Below are 18,879 nucleotides of genomic sequence, written 5' to 3' on the forward strand. Positions count from 1 at the left end.
GCCGGATAGAAAACGCCGCCCCGAATGGAGCGGCGCTTTTATGTCTTGGCCAGAAGCGGGAAAGCTCTGGGATCCTGTTTCACTCGCCGTAGGGCACCCAGATGTTCTTGATCTCGGTGGCCTCTTGCAGGAAACGCTTGCTGTGATCCTGCGTCCAGTCCATCGCGGTGGCGTTGTTGACCCAGGTCCGTTTCAGATTGCCCGCCGATGCGGCTTCGATCTCCTCCGACAGATCGGTGGAGGAAAAGCTCCAGACCGCATCCACGTTCAGATGCGACGCCAGCGGTTTTGCCAGCTCGGCGTGGCTGCCGGTCAGGATGTTGACCACGCCTGCGGGCACGTCTGATGTTTCCAAAACCTGGTAGAAATCGGTGGCCGCCAGCGGGAAAGGTTCGCAGGACGCCAGCACCACCCGGTTGCCCATGGCAATGGCAGGCGCCATTGCCGAAACCAGACCCAGCAGCGGTGCCTCATCGGCGCAGAGCACGCCAATCACACCGGCGGGTTCCTTCATTGCAAGCGCCACGCCGCGGATCGGTACGCCGTGGACCTGACCGTCATATTTGTCGGCCCATGCAGCCGCAGTGAACAGGCGCTGGATCGAGGCCTCGACCTCAGCCGCGCCGGTCTTCTTGCCGGTCATTGCGTCAATGCGGGCGGCAAATTCCGCGGCTCGGACCGAGAGGTTCTCGCCGATATAATATAGGATCTGTGCCCGAAGATGCCCGGTGGTCCTGGACCATTTTCCGGCGCCGGCGGCGGCTTCAACCGCGTTGCGGACATCCTTGCGGCTGCCGAGACCGATGTGGCCCAGCAGCGTGCCGGATTTGCCATAAACCGCTCGGGAGTATCCGCTGTCCGGGCGAGTCTGCTTGCCGCCGACATACATCTTGGCGGTACGGTCCAGCGGGTCTGCCGGGGCGCCAATGCCCTCGATCGGCTCCACCCTGGCCAGCGGTTTAGCTGCAGTCTTGGGGCGGGTATAAGCGGTCAAGCCCTCCCAGCCGCCCTCGCGTCCAAAGCCGCTCTCACGCACACCGCCAAAACCTGCAGCGGCGTCGAACATGTTGGTGCCGTTGATCCAGACAACGCCGGCCGCCAGTTTCGGAGCCATGCCGAGTGCCAGGTTCACGTTCTCGGTCCACAGCGTCGCAGCAAGGCCGTAGCGGGTGTTGTTGGCCAGCTCCACCGCTTCTTCGGGAGTGCGGAAAGTGCAGGAGACCAGCACCGGGCCAAAGATTTCCTCCTGCATCAGCGGATCGGCAGGCGACAGGCCTTCAATCAGCGTCGGCGGGTAGAAACAGCCGCCTTCTGGCATTTTCACCTGGGCCTGGTGCATGGTGCCGGCCTGGTTGGCTGCGACCATGCTGCTGATGGTATCCAGCTGCACCGGGTCGACGACGGCGCCGACGTCGATGCATTTATCCAGCGGGTTGCCGATGCGCAGGCCGTCCATCCGGGCCTTGAGCTTGGTGTGGAACCGCCCGGCGATGCCTTCCTGCACCAGCAGGCGCGAGCCGGCGCAGCAGACCTGACCCTGGTTGAACCAGATCGCATCGATTAGCCCTTCGATAGCTGAATCAATATCGGCGTCGTCAAAAACGATGTAGGGGGACTTGCCGCCCAGCTCCAGCGTCAGCGCCTTGCCGCTGCCTGCGGTGGCCTCGCGGATCCGGCGGCCAATTGAGGTGGAACCGGTGAAGGCGACCTTATCCACATCTGCCGCGGTGATCATTTCGCCCACGGCACCGTCGCCGGTGACGATGTTGACGACGCCCTTGGGCAGGCCCGCCTGATGGCAGATGTCGGCAAACAAAAGCGCTGTGAGCGAAGTGTACTCTGCCGGTTTCAGCACCACCGTGTTGCCCATTGCAATAGCAGGCGCGATCTTCCAGGCCAGCATCAGGAGCGGGAAATTCCACGGAATGATCTGGCCGCAAACGCCCAGGGCCTCGGCATCCGGCAGTTCGCTTTCCATTAGCTGGGCCATGCCGGCGTGATAGTAGAAATGCCGCTGGGCCAGCGGGATATCGATATCGCGGGATTCGCGGATCGGCTTGCCGTTATCGAGCGTTTCCAGCACTGCAAACAGGCGGGAATGTTTTTGCAACAGCCGGGCAATGGCATAGAGGTATTTGGCGCGGCCCGGCCCGCCTAGACCGGCCCAGCCGCCCTGCGCCTTGCGGGCTGCTTCAACGGCGCTGTCGACGTCTGCTTGCGTGGCTTGGGTCAGGGTCGCCAAAACTTCACCGGTGGCTGGGTTTTTACTGTCAAATCCTTCGCCAGGGGCGGTGAACTCGCCGTTGATGAAATGGCCGAACCGGCTGCCCTGATCGACCAGCCAGGCCAGTGCCTCGGCGGCGCTTTCGGGGGCGGGGCCGTATTCCATGGTGTCGAAAATCTCTTTGATGGTCATGTGTTCAGCCCTCAGCCCATGGAATGGCGGTAGCCGGCGGAGTATGCCCCGGTGACATGGTGTTCCAGCTGACGCTCGATATCGCCCAGCAGTGACGAGGCGCCAAAGCGGAACAGATCAGGCTGCAGCCAGCGGTCGCCCAGTTCGTCCTTCATCAGTGCCAGATAGACGAGTGCATCCTTGGCCTTGGAAATGCCGCCCGCAGGCTTATAGCCGACGCGGTGGCCGGTACGGTCATAATAGTCGCGGATTGCGCGGATCATCACCAGGCTGACAGGCAGAGTAGCGTTGACGCTTTCCTTGCCGGTGGAAGTCTTGATGAAATCGGCCCCTGCCATCATGCAGATCAGCGAGGCACGGGCGACGTTTCGCAAGCTGCCCAATTCGCCGGTCGCCAGGATCGCCTTCACATGGGCGTCGCCGCAGGCCTGGCGGAAGGCCTTCATCTCGTCATAAAGCGCCTGCCAATTGCCGGTCAGAACATGGCGGCGCGAGATCACGATGTCGATTTCCCCGGCGCCTGCCTTGACGCTTTCCTCAATCTCCGCCAGCCGCAGATGGAAGGGCGACAGGCCGGCCGGAAAACCAGTGGAGACCGCGGCAACCGGAATGCCAGTGCCGTGCAATGCGGCAACAGCCGCGGGGATCATGTCGTGATAGACGCAGACCGCCCCGGTGGTGAGACCCTCCATCCCCAATGTGCGCAGAACACCGGCGCTGACCGGCTGCCGGGCCTTGGCGCACAGACGGCGGACCCGGCCCTCGGTGTCGTCACCGGACAGGGTGGTGAGGTCAATGAGGCTGATGGCTTTCAAAAGCCAGGCGGCCTGATGGTCCTTTTTCACACTGCGGCGGCCCGGCAAGGTGGCGCAGCGGCGTTCGATGGCCGATGTATTGGCCTGCACGGCGGCGACCCAGTCCAGGTCCAGCGCCATGCCCGGATTGCGCGGCTCGGCCAGCTGCGGCAGCTGCGCGCTTCGTTCAGCGATTTGGCTTTCCATTCGGGGAGTCCTCAGCAGAGTTCCGTGCGAAATTCGCACGGGTGCGGCATATTGGCAAGCAAGGCTAAGGATTGCAGGCGGCTTTTTTGACTGATTGGACAAAATATTGGTGCGCGGGCTGCAATGACACTCTGAAAACCGGGAAGATACAGGTGGTTTGGTGCGAAAATCTTGTTTTACGCGTCTCCGGCCAAAGCCGCGCGCATTCCAGTGGCAGAATCAGCTCCGCATGCTAAATTTAGCGGTATGAGCAGTGCAGAACCCCATATCAGCGACAAAACGCGACCAATCATCCGCCAGCTGGATGACAGCGCCATCAACCGGATTGCCGCTGGCGAGGTGGTGGAACGCCCCGCTTCAGCGGTCAAAGAGCTGGTGGAGAATGCCATTGATGCCGGCGCCGCCCGCATCACTGTAGAAATTGCCGATGGCGGCAAGACGCTGATCCGGGTGAGTGATGACGGCTGCGGCATGACGCCGGAGGACTTGCCGTTGGCATTGTCCCGCCACGCGACATCCAAGATCGACGGCTCGGACCTGCTGAACATCCATACCTTCGGGTTCCGCGGCGAGGCGCTGCCTTCTTTGGGGGCTGTTGGGCGGCTGACAATCACCAGCCGCGCTGCAGGGCATGAGGCGGCGCAGATCCGGGTCTCCGGCGGCAGGCTGGAGCCGGTGAAACCCGCCGCCTTGCGGGCAGGCACCATAGTCGAGCTGCGCGATCTGTTTTTTGCCACACCGGCGCGGCTCAAGTTCATGCGCACCGACCGGGCCGAGAGCCAGGCGATTTCCGACACGGTGAAACGGCTGGCAATGGCAGAGCCTTCGGTAGGGTTCACGCTGCGCGATGTATCGGGCGGCGGTGAGGGGCGGGTGACCTTCCGCGCCGATCCTTTGCCGGGCGATTTGTTTGATGCGCTGCACGGGCGGCTGGCCTCGGTTCTGGGGCGTGATTTTGCCGAGAACGCGTTGAAGATTGATGCCGCCCGCGAGGGGATCCGCCTGTTTGGCTATGCGGCGCTGCCGACCTATTCGCGCGGCGCTGCGGTGGCGCAGTTCCTGTTCGTGAACACGCGCCCGGTAAAGGACAAGATGCTGACCGGGGCCTTGCGCGCGGCGTATTTTGATTTCCTCAGCCGCGACCGGCATCCTGCAGCGGCGCTGTTCATCGATTGCGACCCGCAGCTGGTCGATGTGAATGTGCATCCTGCCAAATCCGAGGTGCGCTTCCGCGACCCCGGACTGGCACGCGGGCTGATCGTGTCTGCCCTGCGCCATGCGCTGGCAGAGGCCGGGCACCGCGCATCAACCACAGTGGCAGGCGCCACGCTGGGGGCAATGAAACCGGAACAACCCACGGCGACAGGTGCGCCGCGGATATATCAGATGGACCGGCCGTCCATGGGCGCACGCAGCAGCGCCTACGCGGCGCAAGCCCCCGGGTTGCCGCAAATGTCTTCCTTCGATGCGCCGCCATCGCCAGGTTTTGCCGAATTGCAGGGGTCCTACAGCGGGCGGGTCACAGAGGTGCCATTGGCTCCAATGGCCCCGGGTCAGACCTCAGATGCGTCCGGGGCCACCGCGCCCGGGGCCGAACAGCTGCCGTTGGGCGCGGCGCGCGGCCAAGTGCATGAGAATTACATCATCGCCCAGACTGCCGACGGCATGGTGATCGTCGACCAGCACGCAGCCCATGAGCGGCTGGTCTATGAAAAGCTGAAACATCAGATGGCAGAGAATGGCGTTGCGGCCCAGGCGCTCTTGATACCGGAGATTGTCGAGCTCAGCGACAATGACTGTGCCTGCCTTCTGGGCGTGGCTGATGAGCTTGCGAAATTCGGCCTTGGCATTGAGGCCTTTGGCGGCGCTGCTGTTGCAGTGCGGGAAACCCCCGCGATCCTGGGCGAGGTCAACGCTGAAGCGATGATCAAGGATATTCTGGACGAACTGTCCGACCAGGGCGGAACCCAGCTGGTGCAAGCCAAGATCGAGGCTATCCTGAGCCGGGTTGCCTGCCATGGCTCGATCCGCTCAGGAAGGCGGATGCGGGGCGAGGAAATGAATGCTCTGCTGCGCGAAATGGAGGCAACGCCCCATTCCGGCCAGTGCAACCACGGCCGTCCCACCTATGTGGAACTGAAACTGGCAGATATCGAGCGCCTGTTCGGGCGCACCTGAACAAGAACCCCCGGTAAAGGGAGGACGAGCAGTGACACTGGAACAGGCCCAATGGGCCATTTACGCGCTGGCTGGTCTGGCCGCTGTTTTTGCCCTGGCTGGGCTGCGGCTGCGAGGCGCGGCCCGGCAGTTGGAACAGGCCAATGCAGGTCTGAGCCAGGAGGCGGCCGGGCTTCGGGCAGAGGTCAAGCGGCTGCCGGAGCTGAACGATGAGCTGGCAACCCTGCGCCGCACCAGCGATAATGAACGTGCCGCCCGGTATCAGGCTGAGGCACAAGTTCAAGCGCTGAAGGCAGAACATGCAGCGCGGCTGGAAGAGCTCAAGCAGATGAATGCGCAGATGGAACATAAATTTGCGGCGCTGGCGTCGGGCGTGCTGAAGCAGAACTCGGAAAGCTTCCTGAGCCTGGTCAGCGAGCGGTTTCAGGCACATAGCAAATCCGCGGATGCGGATCTGGCCAAGCGCCACGCAGCGATTGAAGGTTTGGTAAAGCCGCTGGATCAGAAGCTGGGTCAGTTCGGTGAGCGGATCAAGGAAATCGAGAAGGCCCGCAATGAGGCCTATGGCGCGATCCAGACGCAGGTAAAACACTTGGCCGATGGCCAGGCAGCATTGGGCGGCGAGACCCGCAAGCTGGTGCAGGCCCTGCGCGCGCCCAAGACCCGCGGCCGTTGGGGCGAGATGCAGCTGCGTCAGGTTTTTGAGATGGCCGGGATGGCCGAGCATGTTGACTATGAGCTGGAGAAAAGCGTCGGCACCGATGACGGTCTGCGCCGCCCCGATGCAATAGTGCGCATCCCCGGCGGCAAGAGCATCGTAGTGGATGCCAAGACCCCGCTGGAGGGTTATCTGGATGCGCTGGAAGCGGAGACGCCCGATCAGCAGCAGCAGGCGCTGCTGCGCCATTCGGGCCATGTGAAAACCCATGTGCGTCAGCTTGCGTCGAAATCCTATCAAAGCGCGCTGGGAGAGACGCCGGACTTTGTGGTGATGTTCATCCCCGGTGAGACCTTCGTGTCCGCGGCAGTGGAGGCGGATCCGGGATTGATTGAATATGCCTTTGAAAACAAGGTTCTGATCGCCACGCCAACCACCCTGATGGCGCTGGTCAAGTCCATTGCCTATGGCTGGCAGCAGGAGAAGATGGCGGAAAACGCAATCGAAGTGCAAAAGACTGCCAAAGAACTCTATGACCGGCTGGCGACGTTTTCCAAGAACCTGGCCTCCGTCGGCAAGTCACTGTCGTCATCGGTGAACAACTACAACAAGGCCGTTGGCTCATTGGAGGCCCGCGTGCTGCCTTCGGCCCGCCGGTTCGAGGCAATGGGCGTGGTGGCTAACGGCGCGGAACTGGAAGATCCTGGCCAGGTGGAAGTCGAGCCGCGCCAGGTGGCGCTGCTGGCGGAGGAGTAGATGCGGTTGCCGCTGGTTTCAGGCGCGGGCAACCTCAACCCCGGCGGGGCGGTGCTGCTGCGTGCGGCGGAATTAGAAGCCGAGCGCATTGTGGCACTCTTGCGGATTGCCGTGTCTGCCGGGCTGCTGGCGGCCTTGGTTCTTGCGGTTGATGCAGTGCAGACGGTGGGCCAGGACTACCTCTGGCACCAAGTCGGCCTGGCGGCGGCAACCCTACTTGCCTATCTTACGGTTGGGGTCCTGAGTTTTGCGGCTATCCGCAAAGGCGTGTTCCGGCACTGGATGATCTGGGCTGCAGTGACCGCGGACGGTGTCTTTCTTTTCCTGAACTCCTGGTTGTCTTTGGTGAATTCCGGGCTGTCCGGCGAAGTTGTCTTTGCCATGCCTTCGGCCTGGATGGCACCGCTGATCCTGGCTTTTGGCGTGTTGCGTTTCAACCCGCTGCTGCTGGGATACCAAGTGCTGCTGGTTGCGGCCGGGCTTTTGTGGCTGGTTCTGTGGGAACCGGCAATCGTCTCTGACGCTGCCATGCAGCGGGTGCATCTGGCCATGGCCACACCCCCAATCTGATGCGGGTGCTGATGGTGGCGCTGGCTGGTTTGGTGCTGATGGTGGCGGCGCTTCGGATGCGGGGCCTTCTGCACCGCTCCATAGAAGAAACGCGGCAGAAGGCCAATCTGACTCGTTATCTGCCGGCCCAGATGGCGGGCCGCCTTGCCGGCGGCGGGCTGGAGGCGTTGCAGGAAGGCCGCCAGCAGAAAATGGCGATCCTATTCATTGATATCCGCGGTTTCACCAGCTGGTGCGAGGGCCGCGAGCCGCAAGATGTCAGCAGACTGATCACCGAGTTCCGCACCCGTGTCGAATTGGTGGCGGGCCGGACTGGCGGTCTGATCGACAAATACATCGGCGACGCAGCGATGATCCTGTTTGAGGGTGAGCGGGCTGCAGCGCGGGCGCTGGATTGCGCCGAAGGGCTGCTTGTGGAAATGGAGGCTTGGCGCCAGGAACGGGAGGCTACTGGAGAGACCGGCCTGGCCGCAGGGATCGGAGTGCATTGGGGTGAGGTGTTTTCGGGTGTCACCGGCACACCGGCACGGCTGGAATATTCCGTGTTCGGAGACACGGTGAACACTGCGGCGCGGCTGGAGCAGCTGACCAAGACAAATGACACGGCGCTGATCGCGTCTGCAACTTTGCTGCAGGAAGCCGGCACAGAGCCCGCGCGCGGCGGCTGGACCGCGCTGCCGGCGGAGCAATTGCGCGGGCGCCGCAGCGGGCTCGCGCTGTTCGCAAAGGCGCAAGCCTAGCAACTGTATTGTTCAGACGGTCTCGACCGGTTCCAGGCAGATCATTCCGGCTGCACAAACACCCGGCTCGGGTGCAATTCACCAGCCTTGTAGATCCCCACGGCCACCGCCTGCCCGTCCAGCGAAGCCCAAGCTTCATCGCCGTACTCCACATCCGCGGCCATCACCATGCCCGGGTTGCCATTGCGCAAGCGCACTGCTCCCTGCGGGGTGCATTTCAGCTCGGGCAGGTCGGCAAGCCCTTCTTCCAGAGGCCGCAGATACTGGTCCAGATCAGTGGATTTCGCCAACTCATCCACCAACTCCAGCGAGACGCCGTCTTCGGCATCAAACGGGCCGGACCAGGTCCGCCGAAGCTGCTTCACATGGCCATGGCAGCCCAGCGCCGCACCCAGATCGCGGGCGATTGAGCGCACATATCCGCCTTTGCCGCAGGTCATCTCCAGCACCACGTGGTCTTCGTCGGGACGGTCCAGCAGGATCAGCTCTTCAACCCACAGCGGGCGGGCAGAAAGCTCTACCTCTTCGCCGTCACGCGCCAGCTTGTAGGCACGCTGGCCGTCAATCTTCACCGCGGAGAACTTGGGCGGCACCTGCATGATCTCGCCCAGGAACGGCAGCAGCGCATCCTTAATCTGTTCGTCGGTGGGGCGCTCGGCGCTTTCGGCAATCACCTCGCCCTCGGCATCGTCGGTATTGGTTGCAGAACCCAGCCGCACAGTGAAGGTATAGGCCTTCAACGCGTCGGTTATATAAGGCACAGTCTTGGTTGCCTCGCCCAGCGCCACGGCCAGAACACCGGTTGCCTCGGGGTCCAGGGTGCCCGCATGGCCTGCCTTCTTGGCATCCAGCGCCCAGCGCACCTTGTTCACAACTGCCGTGCTGGTCAGCCCCGCGGGCTTGTCCACCACCAGCCAGCCGGAAATATCGCGCCCTTTGCGTTTGCGTGCCATGCCTAGTCCCCATGTGTATGTGAGGCGCGCCAGTTACCGGATCGCCGGGACAGTGTCAATTTAGCAAATGCCAGGTCCCGAAGGAAAACCTGGAAAGAAGCCCGATGGGGACCGGATCAGGCCAGTGCTTGCCCCTGCCTGCCAGTGGCGCTAGGCAGGCGGTCATGGCCGTTTCAAGCGAATACACCCCGCCGCAGGACCCGCTGGAGATCCTGCACCACGACGCCGAGCTGCTGGCGGTAAACAAGCCTGCCGGGCTGCTGTCGGTACCAGGCCGCGGCGCGCATCTGGCCGATTGCCTGATCACACGCATTCAGGCCGTATTCCCCGAGGCGTTGCTGGTTCATCGGCTGGACCGGGATACGTCGGGTGTGATGGTGTTCGGTCTCACCCCGCATGCGCAGCGGCATCTGTCGATGCAGTTTGAAAAGCGCACGGCGAAAAAGGCCTATGTGGCGCAGGTGGCTGGCAGGCTGGAGCCGCGCAGCGGCACAGTGGAACTGCCGCTGATTGTGGATTGGCCGAACCGGCCAAAACAGATGGTCTGCAATGAGAGCGGCAAGCCTGCCGTCACCGACTGGCGGGTGATGAAATACGAGGACGGTGCTACCCGGGTGCGGCTGACACCGAAGACAGGGCGCACACATCAGCTGCGGGTGCATATGCTGTCGCTGGGCCACCCGATCCTGGGCGACCCGCTTTATGCCAGCGGTGCAGCAAAGGAGTATCCGCGGCTCATGCTGCATTCCCAGGAGCTGCGGATCAAACACCCGGACAGCGGCGAGTCGCTGAAATTCCGGGTGAAGCCGGAGTTCTGAGGGCCCCGGTCAGGGCGCCTCCATCACCATCAGGAACAATGTGCCGGACCGCGTCGCCTCATAGCTATGCGGGTGGTCGCCGGGAAAGCTGTAGTAATCGCCCGGCCACAGCAGCTCCTCCTGCCCTTCCAGCCCTGCCCGCATCTGCCCGGAACAGACCAGCATATGCTCCACTGTGCCGCGCGGGTGCGGCGCGGCGCGGCGGATCTCTCCCGGCTGCATCACCACGCGATAGACATCCCGGCGCACATTCGGCGGGCTGCGGGACAAGAGGACGGCAGCAAAGTCTGACTGCTCCGACTCCAGCACTTCACCTTCGCTCGCGCGGATCAGCTTGGTCGCGGGTGCCTCCGTTTCAAACAGCAAGCTCAGCGGAACGTCCAGCGCTGCGGCCAGTGCCCAAAGCGTCTCGACACTGGGATTTCCGTTACCGGCTTCAAGCTGCGAAAGGGTTGATTTTGCAATTCCAGCCTGGGCTGCCAGCCCCGACAGCGACATTCCCGCGCGGCTGCGCTCACGCTGGATGGCGGCAGCAATCATTTGATGGGGCGCTGACATGTTCGGTATTTCGCCTTTTTGTTCGACTTGACGAACGGATGTGCCGTTCGGTATACAAAACTTGCGTTCGGTTTAAGCGAAATCATGCCCCTTTTCCAGAGGAACTGCCCTCCATGGCAATCCAGAACATCTCCGCCCGGTCCCCCGCCTTCAGCCAGCTGACCTGCGGGCTGCGGGATATCCTGCCATTGGCTGCCGGCGTTGCTGTCTATGGGCTGGCATTCGGCCTGCTCGCAGCACAGGCAAGCATGGACGGGCTGCAGACCGGAATAATGGGCACCATCGTCTTTGCCGGATCTTCACAGATCATCGCAGTGGAGCGGCTGGTTGCCGGCACCGGCGCGGGTGCCGCCATTCTGGCCGGGCTGGCACTGAACCTGCGGCTGCTTCTGATCACCGCCTCGCTGCGGGATGAGTATTCCGGCCGGCCCTGGTGGCAAGTGCTGTTAGGGGTGCATCTGGCCACCGACGAGAATTGGGCCCTGATGCACGCGATGCGCGCCCGGGGCCATCAAGCCGGCTACTGGTACTTGATTGGCGGCGGCATCGGGCTGATTGCAGTCTGGGTGCTGTCCACAGCGGCAGGCGCGGGATTTGCAAACACTGTGCCAGACCCCAAGGCCCTGGGTATGGATTTTGCCTTCACCGCAGCTTTCATCGCCATTCTCCGGTCGCTGTGGAGCGGCTCAACCATGCTTTTGCCCTGGGCCGGTTCTGTGGCCATCGTATTGCTGACCGGCCTGTTAGCGCCGCTGGACCCTACCTGGACACTGATCCTGGGCGGTCTGGGCGGAGCGGTTCTTGCCGGAGTGCTGAATGATGACTGAAACATGGATCCTGATTCTCGGGCTGGCAGCGGCTACTTTTGCGGTACGGCTGTCTGGTTACCTCCTAGGCCAACGGCTGCCGGATCACGGCCCTTGGGCGCACGGTCTGCAGGCGCTGCCGGGCTGCCTGATCCTGTCACTGGTCACCTACCTTTTGATGCAGGGCGGCCCGCAGGAATGGGCATCGGGCGCGGTGGCGCTGGCAGTGGCTCTTGCCACCCGCAGCCTGCCCTTGACCATGGCTGCGGGAATAGCAGCGATCTACCTGCTTAGAGCCTATTTCTGACCAACCCCGCGCAGGCCCCCTGCCCGTGCGCAGCACGGGCCACGCCCAAGGCTGAGAACCGCCCGGCGCAGCCGGGGAATGAAGACGCGGGAGCACTGCCGATGCCCCCAGTCCCCCCGCAAAAAAGAAAGCCGCCCGGACAGGCGGCTCTCCATAACTTCAAAAGCTGCGGGACTATTCAGCAGCCCAGCCGCCTACAGCCTTCACTTCCAGGAAGTCCTCTATGCCCCATTTACCGCCTTCACGGCCCTTACCGGACTGCTTCATGCCGCCAAAGGGCGAACCGGCCGAGCGGGATTTTCCGTTCATCTCAACCATGCCAGAGCGCAGCGCGCGGGCCATGCGGTTGGCGCGGGCGCCATCCTGGGTCTGCACATAATTGGTCAGACCATAGGGCGTGTCATTGGCGATTTCGATCGCGTCTTCCTCATTCTCAAAGGGAATGATCGACAGCACCGGGCCAAAAATTTCTTCGCGTGCGATGGTCATCTGGTTGTTCACATCAGCAAAAACGGTGGGCTTTACATAGTAACCCTTGTTCAGCCCGTCCGGACGGCCAGTACCGCCGGCAACCAGTTTGGCGCCTTCGTCGATGCCCTGCTGGATCAGATCCTGGATCTTGTTCCACTGCAGTTCATTAACAACCGGGCCGATGTGGCGGCCTTCCTGGCTGGCCGGGCCGACCTCGACCTTGGCAGCGACTTCCGCAGCCTCGGCAACCACACGGTCATAGATGCTGTTCTGCACCAGCATCCGGCTCGGCGCGTTGCAGCTCTGGCCGGTGTTTTGCATCATGTGCAGCACCCCGCGCTTCACCGCCTTCTCATCGGCATCTTCAAAGATCACATTGGCGCCTTTGCCACCCAGCTCCAGATCCACCTTTTTCAGGGTCGGAGCCGCAGCCTGGGTGATCGCGATACCCGCCCGGGTGGAGCCGGTGAAGGAGATCATGTCCACATCCGGATGGGTGGTCAGCTGTGAGCCAACACCCGGGCCGTCGCCGTTCACCAGGTTGAACACGCCCGCAGGGAAGCCGGCCTCATCCATCAGCTCGGCAAAGATCATCGCGTTCAGCGGGCTTTGCTCGGAAGGTTTCAGCACCATGGTGCAGCCGGCCACAGCTGCTGCGCCGACCTTGAGTGTCACCTGATTCATCGGCCAGTTCCACGGCGTGATCAGCGCGCAGACGCCCACCGCCTCGTGGATGATGCGGTCGTTGGGGCTTCGGTCGTTCAGCGGCGCGTCAAAGCCGAACTCCTTGGCCGCGGCGATGAAGTTACGCAGGTGCCAGCTGCCCGCTCCGGCCTGCGACGTGCGCGCCAAATCGATCGGTGCGCCCATTTCCAGCGACATCGCTTGTGCCAGATCTTCGGCGCGGGCCTCATAGACATCCACCAGCTTTTCCACCAGCGCAATACGCTCTTCCACCGGGGTCGCCATCCAGCCTGGCAGAGCAGCCTTAGCCGCGGCAACGGCGGCGTTGGTATCAGCCTCGGATCCCAGCGAGATCACTGCACAGGGTTCTTCCGTCGAAGGGTTTACCACTTCGAAATCGTTTGAAGCAGCAGGAGCGGCCCACTGGCCGTTGATGTAAAATTCGCGTTTCTCGATCATGTCGGGATCTCCCAAATCAGAGGTATTCCGGTTACCGCCTTGCCGGTTTCGCGGCCACTGTGTCACTGCTCCGGCACGGGGGCAAGGGCGGGGCAAAGGCATCGCTGCGTAATTTGATCAAATTATTGCAAGCTCTGTCAATGGCCGCTTGGACCGGTTGCAATCTTTCGCCATGACTGCTTGCAGCAATTTATCGTGGTTTCCCGGCACGGGGGCTGTATCGTTGCGTTAGACTACTTAGGTTGCAGTCAAGACGACTCAAAATTCATATGACAAGGAGATACCGCCATGGGTTTGCGCATTAACGACACGGTCCCGGATTTTACTGCGGAAACGGATCAGGGCACCATCACCTTCCATGATTGGATCGGCGACAGCTGGGCGATTCTGTTCTCGCACCCCAAGGATTTCACCCCGGTCTGCACCACCGAATTTTCCGCGGTGGCGCAGCTGAGCGAGGAGTGGAGCAAGCGCAACACCAAGGTCCTTGGCGTTTCGGTTGACGGTGTTGAAGACCATAAGAAATGGAAAAAGGACATCGAGGAATACGGCAAGGCCGCGCCGGGCTTCCCGATCATCGCTGATGACGGTCTGGCGGTATCCAAAGCCTTCGACATGCTGCCCGCAGAGGCCTATCTGCCCGACGGCCGCACCCCGGCGGACAGCGCCACTGTGCGGTCGGTTTTCATTATCGGCCCGGACAAGCAACTGAAACTGTCGATGACCTATCCGATGACAGTGGGCCGCAACTTTGCCGAGATCCTGCGGGCGCTGGACGGCTTGCAAATGTCGCTGGGCAAGGGTGTTGCAACACCTGCGAACTGGATGCCCGGCGAGGATGTGATCATTCCGCCGACCGTGTCGAACGAAGACGCCAAGGCGAAGTTCGGCGAATTCGAGACCATCTTCCCTTACCTGCGCAAGACCAAAGCACCTGAGTAACCGGCGCTTGCCATCGCAGTGATTACAAGCCGCCTTCGGGCGGCTTGTTTTTTGTTTCCTTACTGAAGCCCGCCTGGTGCCGGTGGAAAATCCGGTGCCCGGCTTTGACACAATTGCCGCGCCTCCGCCGCTATGGCTTGGCCAGCCTCGCCCTTCAGTCCGGCAGCAAATCGCAGGGTTATGTCCGACCCGTCCCGGGTCAGCCAGCAGGGCGACTTCTTGAGGAAGGTGAACCCTGCCTCGGCATGCAGATAAGCTGGAATTGTGTAACTGACGCCTTGGGTTGCCACCGCTGTCAGGATGAAAGCCAGGTAATCCTCTGCCTGGGCGCCGTCTGACAGCAACCTTGCCTTCAGCGCCGCCAGGCTGGGGCGGCCAAAGATGACGGTTTCCTTGGCGATACGCCGGATCTCCTCCCGTGGCAGCTGCGCCAGCCGCTGATCCAAATCTGCAGTCTTCAGCACGGCGCCATGCGAAAACCCATGTGCCAGCACCCATTGGGTGAGGCCGGTTTCACCGCGGCGGACGATGAATTTCTTGTTGTTGGTCAGCGGGAAGCGCTGCCAGAACCTGAGGAAGCCCGGATCCTCCATCAACCGCCCTGAAAGCATCAGCGCATAAGAGCAGTACTGGAAATTGCGGCTGGCTGTGGAATACCCCCAATTGATGCTGCGGAAATTTTCTGCATCCACCCGTGGGTGACCGTAGTTGCAGGCGGCAGCCGCAAAGTCCGCATCCAGCGCCTGTGCTTCCTTCAACCAGTCGCCTGCCCCTGGCAATGGAAACCAGGAGGAATCATTCAGCAGCACCAGCCGGTCAATCTGTTCCAGCCGCGCGCGTGCCGCCAGCAGCCCGTCGCGGTAGCCGCCAAAGTCATATCCGAAATTCGGGCGTTCGATGCACAGCCAGCAGACGTCGCTCAGCCGCTGCCGGTCTTCGTCGCTTAGCGGGATGTTGGAGACCACAACCGGAGCGTAGCCACTGTCGATCAGATATCGCAGCGCGAGGAAATGCGACGCTTGCAGGCCCTGACTGGGGAAAATCAGGTAGACCGCAGGCTGCGGTCCGGCCGGAATGGCGCCTTCGGTGCAGCGGATATTGCGGGCCAGGAACGCGTCGTAATACCAGCGCCCCAGCAGCAGCGACCCGAGGCGGCTGGGCAACTGAGTGATTTGCTGCAACGGGCGTTTCAGCTCGCGGGTGATTTTCCAAAGCGGGGACCGTCTCATGCGGGACACCTGTAACTTTAAACTTTTGGTAGGCCAGCCCGGTCAGTCTTGCTGCCATGGCGGAGGGAGGTCTGCGGATTGCTGGGCAGCACTGCTGAGAACCGCACGGAAGTAATACCAGTTCTTGGACCGTTTACGTGCCGAAAGCAGGTTCAGCGGTGAGACCAATTGCAGCGACGCCTCCCCCAGGGCCCGCAGGAAACCAAATGGCAAGCCGTGTTTGCGGGCGCCATAAACGCGCGACTGGCCCATGTACCAGGCTTTCAATGCTGCGGTTTTGGCGGAGCGTTCGGTGGAATGGCCCAGCAGATGCCGGACCTGCGCTGCGTAAACATAACGCAGCGGCCCGCACTCCGCCTTCAGCCGCAGGCTGAGGTCGTCATCTTCGTGGAACAGGAATATTTTGGGGTCAAAGCCACCGACCTGGTCAAAGGCGGATTTACGCACCAGCAGGGCACCGCCCGAAAGCACCGGCACCTCGCCGTCCTGTTGCGCGGCATCCCGCCCCAGCCACAGCGATTTCGCAATCAGCTTGCTGCGGCGCTTGAAGAACAGCGATCCGTCACCTTTGACAATGCGGGTGTTAAAGGCGGATGCTTCGGGGTGTGCATCGGCGGCATCCAACAGATGCTCCAGCGTGTCCTCGAACAGTTCGGCATCGGGGTTCACAAAGAACAGAAACTCAGTGCCGGCCTGTGCAGCCCCCTGATTGCAGGCCGGACCAAAGCCGGTGTTTTCCGGGTTCTCAATAAACCGGGCGCCATGTGCTGCGGCCAGCGCGCCGGTGTCTTCTGCATCCTGGGACGCGTTATCGACCAGAATGCAAGGCACCGAAGCTGGAATGGAGCGCAACAGGCCCTCAACAACGGCGGAAGAATTATAGGTGACCGTTATGATGGTCACACGGGGCGGCAAAGACTGTTCCATAAGCGTCCCGGCAGAAATGGAAAACCCGGGGCACGGATCGCGCGCCCCGGGCTGTTTATGTGCAGTCAGACTGGGATCAGTCCTGCTCTGCTTTTTCTTTCTTTTCCGGCGCGATTTCTTCGCCGGTTTCCTGATCGACGATTTTCATCGACAGGCGGACTTTGCCGCGGTCATCAAAGCCCAGCAGCTTGACCTTCACTTCCTGGCCTTCCTTCAGAACGTCCGAAGGATGGTTCAGGCGGCGGTTTTCGATCTGGGAGACATGCACCAGGCCGTCGCGCTTGCCGAAGAAGTTCACAAAGGCGCCGAAGTCGACGATCTTCACAACCTTACCGGTGTAGACTTGGCCTTCTTCCGGCTCTGCCACGATCGAATAGATCATGTCATAGGCCTTTTTGATGGCTTCGCCGTTCGGGCTGGCGATCTTGATGATGCCATCGTCATTGATGTCGACTTTGGCGCCGGACACTTCGACGATCTCGCGGATCACCTTGCCGCCGGAACCGATCACTTCACGGATCTTGTCGGTCGGGATCTGCATGGTCTCGATGCGCGGAGCGTGGACCGAGAAGTCGGACGCTTCGGTCAGGGCTTTTGCCATCTCGCCGAGGATGTGGATACGGCCGTCTTTGGCCTGGGCCAGGGCTTTCTCCATGATCTCGGGCGTGATGCCTGCGACCTTGATGTCCATCTGCAGCGAGGTGATACCGTTTTCGGTGCCTGCCACTTTGAAGTCCATGTCGCCCAGGTGGTCTTCGTCACCCAGGATGTCGGACAGGATCGCGTAAGAGCCGTCGTCTTCCAGGATTAGGCCCATCGCAACACCGGCAACCGGTGCTTTCAGCGGCACACCTGCGTCCATCATCGACAGCGAACCGCCGCAGACCGAAGCCATCGAGGACGAACCGTTCGATTCGGTGATCTCGGAAACCAGGCGGATGGTGTAGGGGAAGTCGGTTGCCGCAGGCAGAACCGCCTGCAACGCACGCCAAGCCAGCTTGCCGTGGCCGATTTCGCGGCGGCCCGGGCCGCCCACACGGCCAACTTCACCCACCGAGTAGGGAGGGAAGTTGTAGTGCAGCAGGAAGTTGGACTTGAAGTTGCCGTGCAGCGCGTCGATGAACTGCTCGTCGTCGCCGGTGCCCAGCGTGGTCACAACCAGACCCTGGGTTTCACCACGGGTGAACAGCGCCGAACCATGGGTCCGCGGCAGCAGGCCGGTTTCCGACTCAATCGCGCGGATCTCGTCGGTTTTACGTCCGTCGATCCGCTTGCCGGTTTTGACAACATCGCCGCGCAGAATACCGGCTTCCAGCTTTTTCAACGCGGAACCCAGGTTTGCATCGCCCAGCTGCTCTTCGGACAGAGCACCCTTGATGGTTTCGCGGGCGGCGGCAACAGCGGCGGTGCGCTCCTGCTTGTCGCTGATCGCAAAGGCAGCACGCATCTCGGTTTCGCCGGCAGCTTTGACCGCTTCGTACAGCTCGGAGTAATCCGGCGCCTGGAAGTCGAACGGCTCTTTCGCGGCTTCTTCGGCCAGCGAGATGATCAGGTCGATGACCGGCTGGATCTGCTCGTGGGCAAATTTCACCGCACCCAGCATTTCTGCTTCGGACAGCTCGTATGCTTCCGATTCCACCATCATCACGGCGTCTTTGGTGCCGGCAACAACCAGATCCAGACGCTGCTCGGGGTTCAGGCGCAGGTCCTGCATGTCGTCAACGGTCGGGTTCAGGATGTATTCGCCATCCTCAAAACCAACACGGGCGCAGGCAATCGGACCCATGAACGGTGCGCCCGACAGGGTCAGCGCAGCGGAGGCGGCGATCATTGCAACCATGTCCGGGTCGTTGACCAGGTCGTGGCTCAGCACGGTGCACATCACCAGCACTTCGTTCTTGAAGCCGGGGACGAACAGCGGGCGGATCGGACGGTCGATCAGACGCGCGGTCAGGGTTTCTTTTTCGGTCGGGCGCGCTTCGCGCTTGAAGAAGCCGCCGGGCACTTTGCCCGCAGCATAGTATTTTTCCTGGTAATGCACGGTCAGCGGGAAGAAGTCCTGGCCGGGCTTCTGCTGACGGGCAAAGGTCACGTTGGCCATGACCGAGGTTTCGCCCAGCGTGGCAATTACAGAGCCATCAGCCTGGCGGGCAACCTTGCCGGTTTCCAGTGTAAGCGTCTCTTCGCCCCACTGCATCGATTTTTTCGAAACGTTAAACATCTAGCGTATCCTAATTGGGAGCACTCCCGGCCCTCCGGGTCTCCCGTTTGCGTGGCGGCCCCATTGCCGCCGGCCCCTTCTATCTTGCTTTCGCGTGCCAGGGCCTGGCACATCGTCTCAGACAAGCCCGCCCATACATGAGTTTGGGGTAAATTGAAAGGGAAAGCGGCAAGCGTCAGCCGCCC

The 18,879-nt window shown here is 61.8% G+C and carries 16 protein-coding genes; 8 read left to right on the forward strand and 8 right to left on the reverse strand.

All coding sequences use genetic code 11. The annotated features are described in order from the left end of the window. Positions 1–79 precede the first annotated feature (79 nt). Together ETW23_RS19150 and deoC are read right to left on the reverse strand one after the other, a co-directional pair. Positions 80–2,416: an aldehyde dehydrogenase family protein gene (locus ETW23_RS19150; protein ID WP_134830938.1), complete on the reverse strand. Its 2,337-nt coding sequence runs from the start codon at positions 2,414–2,416 to the stop codon at positions 80–82. Between the two features lie 11 nt (positions 2,417–2,427). Next, on the reverse strand, positions 2,428–3,417 hold the full coding sequence (gene deoC, locus ETW23_RS19155; RefSeq protein WP_134830939.1) for a deoxyribose-phosphate aldolase: 990 nt from the start codon (positions 3,415–3,417) through the stop codon (positions 2,428–2,430). 246 nt (positions 3,418–3,663) lie between these two features. Between deoC and mutL the strand changes: the two genes are divergently transcribed. Genes mutL through ETW23_RS26270 form a run of 4 tightly spaced genes read left to right on the forward strand, consistent with a single transcriptional unit; the run spans position 3,664 to position 8,319 of the window. Next, positions 3,664–5,595 carry a DNA mismatch repair endonuclease MutL gene (gene mutL / locus ETW23_RS19160; protein WP_134830940.1) on the forward strand — a complete coding sequence of 644 codons (1,932 nt, stop codon included), beginning with the start codon at positions 3,664–3,666 and terminating at the stop codon, positions 5,593–5,595. A 31-nt stretch (positions 5,596–5,626) separates the two neighbouring features. After that, a complete protein-coding gene (gene rmuC / locus ETW23_RS19165; protein ID WP_129369230.1) occupies positions 5,627–7,009 on the forward strand; it encodes a DNA recombination protein RmuC in 1,383 nt (460 codons plus the stop codon). After that, complete coding sequence (locus tag ETW23_RS26265) at positions 7,010–7,579, forward strand: hypothetical protein (RefSeq protein ID WP_254695084.1); 570 nt, start codon at positions 7,010–7,012, stop codon at positions 7,577–7,579. 11 nt (positions 7,580–7,590) lie between these two features. Further along, a complete protein-coding gene (locus ETW23_RS26270) occupies positions 7,591–8,319 on the forward strand; it encodes an adenylate/guanylate cyclase domain-containing protein (protein ID WP_254695085.1) in 729 nt (242 codons plus the stop codon). A 41-nt stretch (positions 8,320–8,360) separates the two neighbouring features. On the opposite strand, the gene truB is transcribed toward ETW23_RS26270, so the two are convergent. Beyond that, entirely contained in the window at positions 8,361–9,272 is a 912-nt protein-coding gene (gene truB, locus ETW23_RS19175; protein ID WP_134830941.1) for a tRNA pseudouridine(55) synthase TruB, read from the reverse strand. Positions 9,273–9,436: 164 nt separating this feature from the next. Between truB and ETW23_RS19180 the strand changes: the two genes are divergently transcribed. Then, positions 9,437–10,090: an RluA family pseudouridine synthase gene (locus ETW23_RS19180; RefSeq protein ID WP_134830942.1), complete on the forward strand. Its 654-nt coding sequence runs from the start codon at positions 9,437–9,439 to the stop codon at positions 10,088–10,090. Between the two features lie 9 nt (positions 10,091–10,099). Here ETW23_RS19180 and ETW23_RS19185 read toward each other — a convergent pair whose 3' ends face one another. Continuing rightward, entirely contained in the window at positions 10,100–10,648 is a 549-nt protein-coding gene (locus ETW23_RS19185; RefSeq protein ID WP_164982656.1) for a helix-turn-helix domain-containing protein, read from the reverse strand. Between the two features lie 113 nt (positions 10,649–10,761). On the opposite strand from ETW23_RS19185, the gene ETW23_RS19190 reads away from it, so the two are divergent. Further along, complete coding sequence (locus ETW23_RS19190; RefSeq protein ID WP_134830943.1) at positions 10,762–11,475, forward strand: AzlC family ABC transporter permease; 714 nt, start codon at positions 10,762–10,764, stop codon at positions 11,473–11,475. Beyond that, on the forward strand, positions 11,465–11,761 hold the full coding sequence (locus ETW23_RS19195) for an AzlD family protein (protein WP_247676866.1): 297 nt from the start codon (positions 11,465–11,467) through the stop codon (positions 11,759–11,761). Before ETW23_RS19190 ends, ETW23_RS19195 begins: the two co-directional genes overlap by 11 nt. Before the next feature lie 174 nt (positions 11,762–11,935). Here the strand turns inward: ETW23_RS19195 and ETW23_RS19200 are convergent, their stop codons facing one another. Then, entirely contained in the window at positions 11,936–13,375 is a 1,440-nt protein-coding gene (locus ETW23_RS19200) for an aldehyde dehydrogenase family protein (protein ID WP_129369224.1), read from the reverse strand. A 288-nt stretch (positions 13,376–13,663) separates the two neighbouring features. Between ETW23_RS19200 and ETW23_RS19205 the strand changes: the two genes are divergently transcribed. Beyond that, positions 13,664–14,317 carry a peroxiredoxin gene (locus ETW23_RS19205; protein ID WP_134830944.1) on the forward strand — a complete coding sequence of 218 codons (654 nt, stop codon included), beginning with the start codon at positions 13,664–13,666 and terminating at the stop codon, positions 14,315–14,317. Positions 14,318–14,376: 59 nt separating this feature from the next. Here the strand turns inward: ETW23_RS19205 and ETW23_RS19210 are convergent, their stop codons facing one another. The 3 genes from ETW23_RS19210 to pnp all read right to left on the reverse strand — a co-directional run bounded on the left by ETW23_RS19210 (position 14,377) and on the right by pnp (position 18,694). Continuing rightward, the gene (locus ETW23_RS19210; RefSeq protein ID WP_134830945.1) at positions 14,377–15,546 is read right to left on the reverse strand and encodes a rhamnan synthesis F family protein; all 1,170 of its coding nucleotides are present in this window, start codon (positions 15,544–15,546) and stop codon (positions 14,377–14,379) included. Positions 15,547–15,588: 42 nt separating this feature from the next. Then, positions 15,589–16,449: a glycosyltransferase family 2 protein gene (locus ETW23_RS19215; RefSeq protein WP_254695086.1), complete on the reverse strand. Its 861-nt coding sequence runs from the start codon at positions 16,447–16,449 to the stop codon at positions 15,589–15,591. Between the two features lie 100 nt (positions 16,450–16,549). After that, complete coding sequence (pnp, locus tag ETW23_RS19220) at positions 16,550–18,694, reverse strand: polyribonucleotide nucleotidyltransferase (RefSeq protein WP_129369220.1); 2,145 nt, start codon at positions 18,692–18,694, stop codon at positions 16,550–16,552. Positions 18,695–18,879 lie beyond the last annotated feature (185 nt).

Source organism: Leisingera sp. NJS201 (assembly GCF_004535885.1).
Taxonomy (GTDB): Bacteria; Pseudomonadota; Alphaproteobacteria; order Rhodobacterales; family Rhodobacteraceae; genus Leisingera.

Bases quoted from the DNA above. Each gene is read 5' to 3' on its own strand.
- ETW23_RS19150 (WP_134830938.1), bottom strand. From the start codon at position 2,416: ATGACCATCAAAGAGATTTTCGACACCATGGAATACGGCCCCGCCCCC.
- deoC (WP_134830939.1), bottom strand. From the start codon at position 3,417: ATGGAAAGCCAAATCGCTGAACGAAGCGCGCAGCTGCCGCAGCTGGCC.
- mutL (WP_134830940.1), top strand. From the start codon at position 3,664: ATGAGCAGTGCAGAACCCCATATCAGCGACAAAACGCGACCAATCATC.
- ETW23_RS26265 (WP_254695084.1), top strand. From the start codon at position 7,010: ATGCGGTTGCCGCTGGTTTCAGGCGCGGGCAACCTCAACCCCGGCGGG.
- ETW23_RS26270 (WP_254695085.1), top strand. From the start codon at position 7,591: ATGGTGGCGCTGGCTGGTTTGGTGCTGATGGTGGCGGCGCTTCGGATG.
- truB (WP_134830941.1), bottom strand. From the start codon at position 9,272: ATGGCACGCAAACGCAAAGGGCGCGATATTTCCGGCTGGCTGGTGGTG.
- ETW23_RS19180 (WP_134830942.1), top strand. From the start codon at position 9,437: ATGGCCGTTTCAAGCGAATACACCCCGCCGCAGGACCCGCTGGAGATC.
- ETW23_RS19185 (WP_164982656.1), bottom strand. From the start codon at position 10,648: ATGTCAGCGCCCCATCAAATGATTGCTGCCGCCATCCAGCGTGAGCGC.
- ETW23_RS19190 (WP_134830943.1), top strand. From the start codon at position 10,762: ATGGCAATCCAGAACATCTCCGCCCGGTCCCCCGCCTTCAGCCAGCTG.
- ETW23_RS19195 (WP_247676866.1), top strand. From the start codon at position 11,465: ATGATGACTGAAACATGGATCCTGATTCTCGGGCTGGCAGCGGCTACT.
- ETW23_RS19200 (WP_129369224.1), bottom strand. From the start codon at position 13,375: ATGATCGAGAAACGCGAATTTTACATCAACGGCCAGTGGGCCGCTCCT.
- ETW23_RS19205 (WP_134830944.1), top strand. From the start codon at position 13,664: ATGGGTTTGCGCATTAACGACACGGTCCCGGATTTTACTGCGGAAACG.
- ETW23_RS19210 (WP_134830945.1), bottom strand. From the start codon at position 15,546: ATGAGACGGTCCCCGCTTTGGAAAATCACCCGCGAGCTGAAACGCCCG.
- pnp (WP_129369220.1), bottom strand. From the start codon at position 18,694: ATGTTTAACGTTTCGAAAAAATCGATGCAGTGGGGCGAAGAGACGCTT.